The 13,251-nt window shown below is 58.4% G+C and carries 7 protein-coding genes and 1 pseudogene; 4 read left to right on the top strand and 4 right to left on the bottom strand.

Translation table 11 applies throughout. From position 1 onward, the window contains the following. Nucleotides 1-326: 326 nt before the first annotated feature. The gene (gene hemE, locus ABOK31_RS33460) at nucleotides 327-1,385 is read left to right on the top strand and encodes a uroporphyrinogen decarboxylase (protein WP_349963038.1); all 1,059 of its coding nucleotides are present in this window, start codon (nucleotides 327-329) and stop codon (nucleotides 1,383-1,385) included. 501 nt (nucleotides 1,386-1,886) lie between these two features. Further along, a pseudogene (locus tag ABOK31_RS33455) lies at nucleotides 1,887-2,391 on the top strand (IS5 family transposase); the annotation flags it as partial. Here the strand turns inward: ABOK31_RS33455 and ABOK31_RS33450 are convergent. Both ABOK31_RS33450 and ABOK31_RS33445 read right to left on the bottom strand, forming a co-directional pair. After that, nucleotides 2,370-3,785 carry an McrC family protein gene (locus ABOK31_RS33450; RefSeq protein WP_349963036.1) on the bottom strand — a complete coding sequence of 472 codons (1,416 nt, stop codon included), beginning with the start codon at nucleotides 3,783-3,785 and terminating at the stop codon, nucleotides 2,370-2,372. The pseudogene ABOK31_RS33455 and the gene ABOK31_RS33450 sit on opposite strands and share 22 nt — an antisense overlap. Further along, complete coding sequence (locus ABOK31_RS33445) at nucleotides 3,785-5,845, bottom strand: AAA family ATPase (RefSeq protein WP_349963034.1); 2,061 nt, start codon at nucleotides 5,843-5,845, stop codon at nucleotides 3,785-3,787. The genes ABOK31_RS33450 and ABOK31_RS33445 overlap by 1 nt, the downstream gene beginning before the upstream one ends. Between ABOK31_RS33445 and ABOK31_RS33440 the strand changes: the two genes are divergently transcribed. Both ABOK31_RS33440 and ABOK31_RS33435 read left to right on the top strand, forming a co-directional pair. Then, a complete protein-coding gene (locus tag ABOK31_RS33440; RefSeq protein ID WP_349963033.1) occupies nucleotides 5,822-6,133 on the top strand; it encodes a hypothetical protein in 312 nt (103 codons plus the stop codon). The genes ABOK31_RS33445 and ABOK31_RS33440 overlap by 24 nt on opposite strands. Before the next feature lie 84 nt (nucleotides 6,134-6,217). Beyond that, entirely contained in the window at nucleotides 6,218-6,859 is a 642-nt protein-coding gene (locus tag ABOK31_RS33435; RefSeq protein ID WP_349963031.1) for a formylglycine-generating enzyme family protein, read from the top strand. Nucleotides 6,860-7,207: 348 nt separating this feature from the next. Here ABOK31_RS33435 and ABOK31_RS33430 read toward each other — a convergent pair whose 3' ends face one another. Together ABOK31_RS33430 and ABOK31_RS33425 are read right to left on the bottom strand one after the other, a co-directional pair. Next, nucleotides 7,208-11,068, bottom strand: coding sequence for a hypothetical protein (locus ABOK31_RS33430; RefSeq protein WP_349963029.1), 3,861 nt, complete (start codon nucleotides 11,066-11,068; stop codon nucleotides 7,208-7,210). Between the two features lie 111 nt (nucleotides 11,069-11,179). Further along, on the bottom strand, nucleotides 11,180-12,277 hold the full coding sequence (locus tag ABOK31_RS33425) for a (p)ppGpp synthetase (protein WP_349963028.1): 1,098 nt from the start codon (nucleotides 12,275-12,277) through the stop codon (nucleotides 11,180-11,182). Nucleotides 12,278-13,251: the final 974 nt, after the last annotated feature.

Raw genomic sequence — 13,251 nt, 5'->3', positions numbered from 1 at the left:
ATGGCGCGAACTGGCGCGCTGTAGTCGTTTATATTAGCGCCCGGAGCGCGACCGTAGACGTCTGTTGGTCACTGCGAAGAAAACGACATGAATGCTGATAACGTTTGATGCCTACCTGCCAAAGTGGAAAGCGCGCGAGCGCCGCCGCCTAGCAATTCGGCACTGTTCGCGGTAGGGGCGCTCAGTATTGAGCGTCCCTACCGCGAACGACTGATATTCGTCGCGATCGTACCCTTCGTCCAATTGTCAGGGAGTTGCGGTCTCCCCGTTCGTCTGGTTACATCCGTCGTTACGACTGGTTGTTTCAAACGAACTTGCGGTGTTGGATGACGAATCCAAGAAAACTGATTGTGCGAGCTCTAGCCGGGGAGAAAACGGAGCGGCCGCCGATCTGGTTGATGCGGCAGGCCGGACGATATCTGCCGGAATATCATACGACTCGACAGGCCGCCGGCGGTATGTTGGGGTTGTGCACGTCTCCGGATCACGCGGTTGAAGTGACCCTGCAGCCGATCCACTGGTTCCACCTTGACGGCGCAATCATCTTCGCTGACCTGCCGCAGATCGCCGCAGCGTTGGGGCAGACGCTCGAATACCGATCCGATGAGGGGCCAGCTCTGTCGCCTGCGATCCGATCGACGTCCGATATCAAACAGTGCCTGGAGCTCGGGCGTCTACATGAAGAACTCGCTCCCGTATACGAGACCGCTCGATTGCTGTCTGAGGCCTTGCCGTCCGATGTCGGGCTGATCGGCTATGCTGGTGCGCCGTGGACGATCGCGACCTACATGGTCGAGGGCTCGGCTTCCGCATCATCCAACCATGCAGCGGTCAAGCATTGGGCGTTCAACGATCCGGATGGGTTTCAGACGCTTATAGACATGCTGACGACGGCCGTGATCGAGTATCTGGAGCACCAGATTGACGCAGGTGTTGAGGCCGTCCAACTTTTCGACAGCTGGGCCGGTATTCTGCCCGAGCCGCATTTCAAGCGGTGGTGTGTGGAGCCCGTCGCCAAGATTGTCGCCGCGCTCCATCTCTCGCGTCCGGCAACACCTGTCATCGCATTCCCAAGGGGAGCCGGCTTGCTCTATGACGGATACGCCGAGGCGACCAGGGCCGATTGTATCGGGCTCGACACCACTGTGCCGCTAAGCTGGGCCGCGGAAAAGCTACAACGTGGCCTTGGTCGTTGCATCCAGGGCAATCTCGATCCCCAAATGCTCTTGATTGGCGGACGGCCGATGGAAATCGAAGTCGACCGCATCCTCAGTGCGACGAGCAAAGGGCCCTTTGTGTTCAATCTGGGGCACGGCATTATGAAAACGACGCCTCCAGCTCATGTCGGTGATCTCGTGCGACAGGTCCGGGAGTGGCGCCCGTAGCCGTCCAACGAAAGGATAGGGTTCGCCGATTTCTTCCCTTCCTCGTCGCGGTCGCACACAAAATCAGCACCGTCGGAAAATCTTCTCCAACTGCGGATACCGTTTTGAATCACGGATAGCCCGGCACTCTATCGGCACCATGTTCATTTGTGTCGAGATTTCACCCAGTTTTGCATTTCATCGCGACCCTGCCCGGATGGCGATATCGCAAATTCGTCAATGCGTTCTCAGCCACTGAATGGATCAGCCTCAAATGCAAATCCGGGTCAAAGCGTTGTGAAATTGAACACCTGCGGATTCGGTTCGCTTTTTACCTTCCTCAATCGCAGACTGCATAGCAAGCCAGTGCGAGATGTGTTGAGCGGCGCCTCCGAATTAAATTGTAAAACACGTCACACGTCTCACTTCGGCTGCCCGCTCTGACTCCGTCCGAGAATTGGGGTTGAGTGATCGGGCCGCAGATGATTCCAATCGGGGGTCTGAGACATGAATGGAAGCGCCATGTGGAATCCGACCACCGGCATTATAGTCGCAATCAGCTCCGATACGAAACCGGCCTAACGGATGCGGAATGGGAGGTGTTTTCAGTGCTCCTGCCTCACACTGCGCGACGAGGACGCAAGCCTATCTGGCCATGCGCGAAATCGTCAACGCGATATTCTACGTTCTGCGCGGCGGCATCCCCTTGCGGCTTATTCCAAAAGACCTACCGTCGAAAAGCACAGTGTTCGGCTATTTCTGCCGATGGCGCGATAGCGGGCAGTTTACAAGGATTAATCGCTGCCTCGTATCGCTGGACCGTGAGCGGGCTGGTCGAGAAGCCAAGTCGAGTGCTGCTGTCCTGGATAGCCAGAGCGTCAAGACCATCGAGAGCGGGGGTCCGCGTGGCTATGACGCGTGCAAGAAGATCAAAGGTCGCAAGTGACAGGCGATGGTAGACATGGATGGTCGAGCACTTATGCTTGATCCCCAGCCTACCGATATTCAAGATCGAGACGGTGCGATGGGATTGGGAAAAACGTGGGGGTAAGGGGGCTCTGAAATAGAGGCAGCGTGGCGATGCACTTGCAGGATCATCGGAAAGGAAGGCCTATCGGGCTGGTTAGCAGGACATACCAGTGTCCCGGTATCGAGGCAGAACGGCAACACCCAAAGCCGAAGGTTTTGTGCGCTCGGGAAGATGAAAGGCTCGAGTGGGCGACGGAACGCCTCTGTCTTTGGATAGACGAGCACCACGTCGCCCTCCCCTCCCAGGTAAGTGTGACCATAAGCGTGGAGCTGGTAGAAATCGCCTTGCGAAAGATTGTACCTCTCTTTCCGCATTGTTTCGATAACGTCGAGCAGCTTCCATTTGGTGTCAAGCACCACAATGTTTCGGCCGTCCTTCCGCACGACAAGATCCGGCTCCAGCCGGAACCATTGCTCCGCCTCGTACTCGACGAGATAATGGGTCGCCGGGTGAACCTTCAGCCGCAAGGCGGGATCGATCGTATGTTCGAGGTGTTTGGCGACATAGGCCTCAAAAAGCGTTTCCATGGGAAAGAGCAGTGATGACGCTGACCTGTTGCCGACGCCCGTCAAAGGAGAGAAGCCGGTCAGGATCAGCTCGGCCCAGGCAAGTGCCTCGCCATAGTGGATCATGCTCCGGTCCGGCTGCAGCTTCCTGAGATCCCCGGTGACGTCGCCAGTTGGAGGGACATCGGAAAAGACGAAGCGCAGTTCCCGCGCCCGTCGCTGATTTTCAAGCGAAACCGACTGAGCGATCACTTCATTCAACGCTGCGTGGATTAGCCGGTTCTCAGGGCGATCGGTTGAGAAGTCGTCATGTTCCGTGAAAAAGGCGTCTGCGCGAACAAGGTTGTGTCGGAGGTGATCAGACATCATGAGCTTGCCCCGCAGAAATAGAAGATTGCTTTGGCGTGTTACATAGGCTCCCCGGAGTCCGCGTTTGATGACGGCGGAAACCGCATCGAGGAATTCAGCCACGAAAACCTCGAGCAGCGACATTCTGGTCGCGGTGAGCTCGGCGCGGGCGGTCCTGATATGCCGAAACGGACCGAGGCAGGAGAGCATACGGATAAGCAGGCGCCGTGCCCAACTTTCGTCGGCACCACCAGCGCGGCCGACCTTCGGCAAGACCTCGATCTGCACGCCGCCCGGCGCGCGGATCACGCCAACATAGTTTGTGACCTGCACGAGTAGTCGGCCGCCGCGCTGCGCCAGCCGTGCCCACCTTGCTTCCTTACCCTCCGTCTGGGCCAGGCATTGTTCTTGAAGCCATTGGAAAACATGGTTTGGAACAACCGCGGCTGCGTTCTGCCCTGACTGCGCCGCGTCCTCTCCGACGAGCATGTCGAATTCGTGAATCGTGAGCGTGCGACCGGGGTTCGGATAGACCATCAGCGGAAGATCTTGTATATGCCGACATAAGCCGATGGCATAGAGAACGCACCGGGCTGGAGAGCGAACCTAGGCTTGGCGGCGAAGGAATCTATCGATGAATTCGCGCCGAAGAGCCTCCGGTATTCCTCTTGCGCATCACCGACCTCAGCCACGAACTGCGCCGGCGGCTCTTTCTGGTTATCGCCGAGCACGAGCCTGATCTTCTGCCAGTCTTCGAAGAAATATTCCTCGAGCAGCGGTACGATATTCGCCCGGAAAATTGCTGAAAGTGCCTCAAACCGCTCAAGCCCATCTGGGCGATCTTTCAAACGCTCGAAGTAGGCGTGGCCGATCGTGTGGTCACGATCATAGAGAGCTTCGATTCGCTCGTTGATGGCTGAAAGCATCTGCGGAATATCAATCGTCGCTTCCTCCGTTTGCACTCGCAGACCCTGTAGTGGGGCACCCGCTTCGTCGCGGCTGTCCGGATAGACCGGCTTGAAATCGAACCGGCGCCGCAGCGCGGTGTCGAGGAGGGCGAGCGATCTGTCAGCCGTATTCATCGTACCGATGATGTCGACGTTTGCCGGCACGGAAAATTTGTCACCTGAGTAGGGAAGCGTCACGGTTATCTCCTGCTTCATGCCCCGGCGCTTGTCGACCTCGATAAGAGTGATCAGTTCTCCGAAGATCTTGCTGATGTTGCCACGATTGATCTCGTCGATGACGATCGCGAAACGGTGATCCGGTGCGGCTTTGGCTGCCTCGCAAAGCACGCGGAAGACGCCGGGGCGGATCCTGTAGGCGACGCCACTCCCCTCGCCTTCCCCGTCGAGGAGCGGTCGCAGGCCCTCGACGAATTCCTCATACCCATAGGACTGATGAAAGGTGACGAACTCATATCGCTTGATAACACTGCCTGCAGGAGGACCGCGGCGGAGCTCGTCGACGAGCTTGACGATCTCGCCGCAGGCCTCGTTCCATTCGCCCGCAAGAGTCCAAAGCGCGTTTTCGCTTTTCTCGAAAATGATCGGCGCGTGCGCCTGGCCCTGTGCCGCGGCAATCGCATGCGATGCAAGCACACGGTAGATCGTCGACGGCACATGGTTGTTGTTGTTCGCGGCCTCCACTGTTCGAATGATTTGGTGGTCCCGGATCTCGGTCACCCTCGAAGGTTTCCGCAGGTCGTAGAGTGCGGCGGCAATCGCTTCCCACCACCGGAGCTCGGTGAATTTCTCCGCAATGAAGCTTCTGCGCCATTCGTCGGCGTCATGTGTCACCGACGTCTCCTGATAGTCGGCCTCGATCAGGCGGCGAACTGCGAAGGTCTTTCCGGTCCCTGGCGGACCGTAGTAGATGACGTTCCGTGGAGATGGCGAGGTTGCCTTCGCGGAGGACCAGATGTCATCGCGCTCACTCTCGACGTCGCCCTCTGCCTTTTCAAACGACGCTTCATCGGGCCAATAGCCGGGGCGGTCCTGGCTTGGAGCCGCCCAATCGAGGAGCACGGCGCTGCTCGACGAAAGGGCAGCCTCAAGCTGCGTTACAAGATCCGCCGTCACTGGCTGCCGCGTGAACTTCGACAGGTCTCCTAAGTCGTGCCTGAGGCTTAATGTCCGAGACGCGCGCCCGTGAACAGTCCCGAGAACGCCAATAGCGCGCTCGCTGCCTGGCTCCTTGCGGCCGAACCGGACCTCTATGTCCGTGTCGATATGCCACCAATCAAGGTCGCGCTCATGCACCAGGCGCGCTAGGCGGCAAAAGAGTTCGGTCTCCTGTGGCGTCCATGACGCGCGGGCACTTTTGAAGGCGGCCTTTCCGTCGAACCGGCGAAGGATTTCCTCATCGTCGAGGGATCCAAGGCCTAGCGCTTTTGCCAATTCATCGTAACCCGTAGAAAACTTGTTGATCTCTGCGACGCTCCAGGCGACAAGGTCCGAGATAGGTCTGTCCACCCCATCCGCCGCCGACATCATCGCCACTATCGGGGAAGCGTTGTCATAGGGGCCGCGCATCTCCGCATATTTTTTACGGATTGGATCATTATCGCTGAGATGGACCGTGTCGATCTTGACCACGAAGCAACCTTCGGCATCGATTCCAACCGTGTAGGCCAATCGTTCAGGCGCATTTTTCGTCGGGTATATCCGGGCCCAATTGTACCGTTCGAAATTGTTGCCCTGATTGGTCGGCCGCCGCCGGCAGGTGACGGTTCCCGATGGGAAAAGGGCGGCAAGGACACCGTCAGCCCACTGCTTTGTGAGGTCGTATGCGGCTTTCAACTCTTGATAAACGCGCTGGTGATCGGGGTTGTCTCGGTCATATTTCCGACCCTGCCATTCCCGGAGCAAGGCAAAGTGTTGTGAAGAAAATGTCTGCAATTTGTAGAATCCTGGGCAGGCGCGAATCGAATTGATTATCGACCATCTTATAACAGTAGTTGCAGGTTCGTGACGCCGCTCGTCGCTTCCCTTGCCCTTTTCTCAACGAAGGACGTCACACTCGCAAAATCGGTGCCTAGGGGCGCTGACTGGCGCCATCCCTTCGGCCGTCGCTCGAGCATCGAAGAATCAGGCAGGCATCCGGTCGTCCACGTTAGCTACGATGATGCTCAAGCCTATTGTCGGTGGGCCGGGCGAGCCCTGCCGAGCGAGGCGGAGTGGGAATATGCAGCCCGAGCCGGGCACAAGGGCCTCAGATTTCCCTGGGGCAATGATCTCGAGCCGGGCGGCGTTCACATGGCGAATGTCTGGCAGGGGGACTTTCCAAGACGCAATACGGGCGCCGACGGCTGGCTGGCGACAGCGCCGGTGGCAAGCTATCCGCCGAACGATTTCGGCCTGTACGACATGATCGGCAATGTGTGGGAATGGTGTGCGGACTGGTATGACAGGGACTATTACACGCGATCGCCGCCGCACGACCCTTCCGGTCCGGCAGCGGGCGACCGCCGGACTACGCGCGGCGGTTCGTATCTGTGCCACAGAAGCTACTGCGAGCGCTATCGCGTTGCCGCCCGCATGTCCAACACGCCCGATTCAACGACCTGCAATCTGGGTTTTCGAACAATCTCACGACTAGGTCACGGATAGTCGCGCTCTTGAAAGGATACGAACCGGTGACCCGGTTGTTACAAAAGCTATCCGTCTGAAATTCCTCAGTAACGGACATTGGCTTTGCCCGCATGTAATGGCCTATTTGTGGCCGGAAGCCGTCGGTATGGCTCCGAAAAGCATGGCTGATAAAGCAGACATCCACAGCGTGTCCGCAACATGAGGTACCGTTTCGAATTTCCTCCAGCGGGCCACGCCCGATGATGTGCACTACGTGTACGCTTTAGCACTATAACGCCGCTTTTTCGTACCGCTGTTTGCAGACGATGTCTATTCACCGGGTCCGGACGCGAGCGATGACCATCGGAAGGTACATGTGGTACCAGGTCAGGTGACAACGTTCTCCCGCCCCTGCTTTTGGGTGATGAGGTCTATTGCCAAAAGCATATGCTGGAGGCGCTCTACCTGCCGGCCCGCAAGCGTATCATGGCCATGCAGGGTGGCGGCCAGTTCTTCGGCGAAGGCAAGTTCGCCTTGGTCAATCCGATGCAGGAATTGGGTGAGCAGCGAGGGGAAATCCGGCAATTCATCGCCCAGACCCTGAAGCAACAGGTCCAAGGCATCGGTCCGGCTTGCAGCAGCGGCCTCGCGGGCATCGCGTTCCAAACGCGGGCGACCCGCATTACCATAGTCGTAAAGACGCATGGCGGCCTGCTCGAACACCGCGTCGAGCAAGCTAGAGAGCCGACGGGAGTGGACGTCGTCAAGCAGGCTTTGACCTTCAGCCTGGAGGTCTTGGTCGGCCGCATAGGGAGCTGGGAAAGCCACGCTTACGCCTTCGACCGTGAGACGCGAGGCGACGATGCCACCGATCAGCGGTGCGAGCACGAGACTACGACCATCGCCGACGGCCGCCTTCAGCGCTTCCCAATGCACACGAATAAGCGGGTGCCAATCGCTGATATTTTCCACCTCGATCACCATCAAGACAGTCGCGAACGGCCAGGCGACCGACGGTGCATCGTCACAGCGCACATATACGTGCCCTATAAGGCCGCGCTCGCCCAGTTGTCTGGTCGTCTCCAGCTTCAGCGCCGCGAGGCTGCGAGCCACACTCTGCTCCGCTTGACACGCGACCAAACGCAAGGCGTTACCGGGCCTCGCTGCCTTGGCGAGGCGCCTCCATCGCATTGCCGGATTTTCTGCTCGTCTCGCCGCTTCACCCGCAAGCACTTTCATGTTTTTGATGAGGTCTCGCAGCAGCTCGAACAACGGCGCAACGTCAGCATCAAGAAGATGCCAGGGTTCCTGTTCAGCGCGGCTTACACGTTCGAGAAGGCCACCGGTCCAGAGGGCGAACGCGCCATGCCCGTCAGGCAACCGGATAAACTTGCGCAGCAAATCGCTGCTGGCATCGTGAATTACGCTCTGTAGATCCGAGACATAGGCGCCGCTGTCCGATGCCGGCGTTCCGGGTATCGCTACGCCGTTTGCCGGCGAAGTCAGGAGTCGAGAAATCTCGAAAGCTTCGCCAAGGCGCTCCAACGCTGCCTCTGCCTCCTTACCGCGCAACGCGGCATCGATCAGGTGCTCCAAGGCTGGGACCGCAAGCTTGAGTCCTTCATGCCCACGTCGAAGGAAGTCGGTGTAGCTCGAAGTGCCCAGAGCTGCCGAGGTCGCTGACAGCCAGCGCCTGTTCCAGCGCGGCAGCGCCTCCGCCGGCAAGGCAGAACGCAGCATACGTTTCACCGCCGTGGGAAAATTGGGCAGCCCAGCCGGCTCGCCATCCGCGGAAATGGCCATCACCGCGGCGATGTCCGCATCCGGCACCAAAGCAAAGAGCCTCTCAGCGACGGCAACCACCTCGCCGTGAATATCGGTCTGGATCGATGCGGCGACCACGCGGACTTCACCCGTCGCCACCCGGCCTTCCGCTTCGTCTTGGACGGTGAAGGTAGAGGACCATGGCGTCTCAGAGTGAAGCCGCGCCAGCACCGCCTCCTGTCCGGCTGACGATACGAGGCGAAGGGCCAGTCGTGGGTCATGAAGGCTGATCGTCCCGAGCAGGCGAACCACGAGGTCGAGAGGAAGGTCGGCAAGGTCGATGTCCCGAGACTCAAGCGCCTGCACAAGCCGGCGCACGTCAACACCCACAAGGCTCGCAAGCATTTCTTCTATAGATTCAGCAGACGCGTCGGTAGCGAACCGTTTCAGCGTAGCGGCAGACAGGCGGCTCAGGAGGATGCTTCGGGGATCACCAGTTTGAGCCCTGCGCAGGTCTCGCGCCGCTGCGTTGATCTGATCGAGCGGCGCGAGTTCGATCAAATCGACGCCGGCGATGCCGAACATGACGGCGGTGCTGATCAAGGTCGGTGCGACGCCGCGCGCGTGAACCGTCGGCAGCCACTGGTCAAGCGTCGCCCTGATGTGCCGCTCGCCCAACCCCCTGAAAGCGGAGGTAGCGGCATCTGGGTCCGGCTCCGCGTCCAGCCTACGCGTGAGGCTATCGATCAGGACATCGAGATGCGGTTCCGTCAGATCGGCGTGAGCAATGAGGCGTTCGAGATGGTCGGCCGGAATAGTCGGTACAGTGCGGTCGATCGTGGTCGCCAGGGTCGGCGGTGGTGTCCTGTGCGTGAGACGCAAAATCTCAGCGGATCGCAATTGGTGCATGCCGCCGATCAGACCGTCGGTCGTCGCCCGCAACAGATGCTCGTCGACGAGCCGACGTTGAGCCCGGGAGACCTCCGCATCAGACGCTGCAACAGTTTGAGCGAGTCGGTCGACGTCCACCATGGCGGAGGCCGCACCGGCGAAGCTGGTAATCCGGAGGATCGAGAGTTCCAAGTCACGCGCTTCACGGTCCCGGCGATCGATCTGCTCGGCCAGCACCGCCGACATCCGTTCCCCTTGCGTCAGAATGTGGGCGAACTCGAGCATCAGCCCCTTCGCCATCTGCCAGGGTTCGCGCCAACCGGCCCATGCGGTCTGGCCACGTTCGCCCAGTTCCCGCCAAAGGCGCTCGGCCAGCGCATCGTCGGCGGTCGCCCGAATTTCGACGGTCTTGGCGCGGGTTTCGAGCTGGAACAGATCTTCCTCGCGGATCGAGCCCAGCAAGACCGTACCTGACGACGCAGGCGTCAACCGCACAAGCGCATCCCAGCCGGCTCGCAGTTCTCCACCAACATCGTCGAAAATGAAGCCAACTGGCGCTGCGGGATTGGCGCGTAGCGCCCTGGCCAGACGCGGCAGCATGGGAACTTGGGTTTCGGACAACGACCTCACGCGATACCAGCGAACGACATGGCGGCTGACGGATGCCGCGTCCCACATGAGCGCGGATTTTCCCGCCCCAGATGGTCCCGCTATCAGCGCCGTACCGCGCGTCTCGATAGCCTCCAAAACAGAAAGTCGCGCTTCAGGCCGTTCCGCAACCAGGCCAGCGGCGATGTGGCCCGGCTCGACATCGACGCCGAGGTAGAAATTGTGGTCCCTAACCGGCGTAATGAAGTCGATCGCTTCACAAATTCCCGCCTGCAACGCTGCTTCCATGTCGCCCAAGGCCACGAGCGATCGCATGCGGTCGATTAGGGCGGTAATATCGGTTTTCCCAATAGACCCGACGGCGCTCGGCGGCCTGAAGCCATTCTCGTCGGAGAGCGTCCCTACGAGACGTAGAATTTCGCCATAATGGATTGAGGCCTCGGTGGACGTGCAGCCCAGGGTCCGGGACAGAAGGGCGATTGCGTCCTCCATCGGCGATGCATGAACAATCAACCGCGTCTTTGCAGCGAGCGTTGCAGCGCGCGGATCATCCCGAAGTTTGGGAACCGACAGAATGGCCGCAGGCAACTGGTCACCACTCACCCCGGATGCAACCGGGATCCAGTCCTTCAAGGGCCGCTCCAGAATCAGCAGCAGTTGATCCGGCGTAGCAACGGCAGCGTCATACCGATCCCAAAGTTCCAGTACAAAGGTCGCGACCGCCGAAGCCGAGAACGGCCCTGCCACATCGCGCCGTGACTTGACCTGCGCGAATACAATTTCGTTCGAGCTGGCGAGGTCCAAATCATCGTTGGCCTCAGGCGTGATCCGCCCGAACAGAGACAGCCCGGCCCAGCCCTGGACAGCGAGCAGTACGCCAACCGCGTCCTGATACCGAAATCCACGACCGGCTTTAGAGCCTGCATTGTTGATAGGAGATTTGGCCACGATTACACCTGACTTGGCGAGCGTATTGAGGCGCAAGAACAGGATCGTTCATCCGATCCAATGCCGCGAGTTGTGATGGCTTGGACCGTTCGCAAAATGGGGTGCGCGCCTTTGTCAGCTTCTATGCATGATAGCTGCACCTCCATGTCAGTCGACCTCCACAGCGGGCCTGTTATCCGCCCGCCAAGCATCGAAGCTATCTCGCGCCCTGTCCGTCAGGAGCGAAGCAAAGAGGTCAGGATCGCCTGCATAAAGACAGTGCCGCATGACAGTGAAGGGATTAAGCGGAGTGCCATCGGGGCCGGCCTCGAAGTCGGCCTTGTAGCGCCGCACCTCGCTAATCGTCTCTCGCAGATAGAAGTTGAATTTGCCCCGGCTAATGTCGGGCTTGAGGTCGATGACCTGTTGGGTAAAGCCATCGACTTTGTGCGGCTCGAAATCCTGCCCAGGAAAAAAATGCTTTGCGATCCGCAAGAGGCTGAAGGCGTTGAGCGGGGCATACTTACGAGGTGCGGCGTCGACGACGGCTTCCGGCTCCGCCGGGACTACTTCCGATTCTTCCTCGATCTCGGCGTAGGCACCGGTTCGCTCGATCTCTTCGGCCGTCCCATCGCGAATGGCGCGGAACTCGCGATCAGCCAGTTCGAACAGGGCCGCGAGTGTGTTAATGCGTCGCTTCAGGCCATTCGGGATCGACTTCTTATATTTGATCTTATGATCGAGAATACTCCAGGAATCCTGAACAACGGTCCGAATCTGAAGCTCAAACGGATAGTCGGCATAGGCTGCATATTCCTTCAGCGTCCTTCGACCATCGCTCAGTCGTAGATCGAGATGCAGGCCCTTGTAACCAAAGGCGTCCGCCGTTTTCTCCATCTGCGCCGTTTTATCGGTGACGCCAAGCACGTCGAACTCCGCCGATATGAGCGCCTTCACCCGCTCAACATCATCCTCATAGAAGCAAACAATACGTAGGCCGATCAGATCGGATATGTGGTCGCGAATGGCATAAGGCGTCTTGGTGCTTTCCAGCTCCGTCTGATACTTTAGCCGGAACTTGCTTAAGCATTCCTCGCGTTCCTTGATGCGCCCTTCGACCTTGGCGCCCGCGATTGCTGCATCCGTGGCAAGAAGCGACCGAACTAGGGTGAGGAAGGCGTTCCGGGCCGCTTCCATCGTATCCCATGAGGCATCATAGAAATCGCGAAAGACGACTTTCTCAGTTTCATAATCTTGCGACGCCATCACATCCCTCAGTCTCTTATTGTAACCCTACGTTGAGATTTGCTCGAAGGGAATACTGTACGGGGGTTATTTTTATTTTTGAAGCGGAAAGCACTCCCTGCAATCGAGCCACTTCATCGATGTCTAAACCGAAGGATATCTGGAGAGACATAATTGCTAGAAAACACACAGCTCCTCCTTGCGGCGGCAATCGGCGGTGCTTGGGTAGCCACCGCGTAGATTATCGCGCATAGAGGGCAATCGGCGGGACTGACGGGCCGAATGGGGTTCGAACACCGAAATATTGGGCTGGCGCTCGGCTGCGCCGTAAGCAATGTCGGCTTCGGGAGGTAGCAGGCGTCAGTCGAACGGCCGGAATGAGGGCGCAAAGCAGTCATCCCGCGTTTGGCTGCAACGCCACTTTTTAAAGATCACGACCCCCAGTAAGTAAAATCGGATCCATATGATGTGAAAGGATTCGAACCGTTGTCTGCTGAGCCGAGTTCATAAGCTGTTGATTCATCTGAAAAGCGTTATCCTTCAAAAGCCAACGAGACGTCTTAGCAACTTTTCGCTTTTGCTCGGCTAGATTGTAGTGCATGGCTACAGCTGGTCGATTAATTTCGGAATTCGGGCAGTGTCTTCGAAGATTACCTTCTGTAACCGCACATACGCAAAGCGTTGGTTCGACAACCTCCAGATTCAGAACGCTAAGCATTTCGAAATTCTCCAGGCGCTGATCGAGGAGATTGAGGATAAGGATGGCGCTGATTTATCAAAGGCTGACCTCTACAAGCGGCGACCGCAAATCGAGGCTTTGATAGGGAATCTTGGTTTTGATCCCATTCCGAGTAGGGGCCAAATGCTACGCCACAACGGGAATGGCATCCGGCATGCTAAGTTTGCGCCATCAAAGAGCATCGCTGTAATTTGGGAGAAGATCGGGGACATAATTTACGTAACTTTCGACGATCACGCACCCATCCGTTACCACC

Source organism: Rhizobium sp. ZPR4 (assembly GCF_040215725.1).
GTDB classification, from domain to species: domain Bacteria; phylum Pseudomonadota; class Alphaproteobacteria; order Rhizobiales; family Rhizobiaceae; genus Rhizobium; species Rhizobium rhizogenes_D.
Note: the sequence above shows the minus strand (reverse complement) of the source record. Positions and strands in the feature narration are given on the sequence as shown.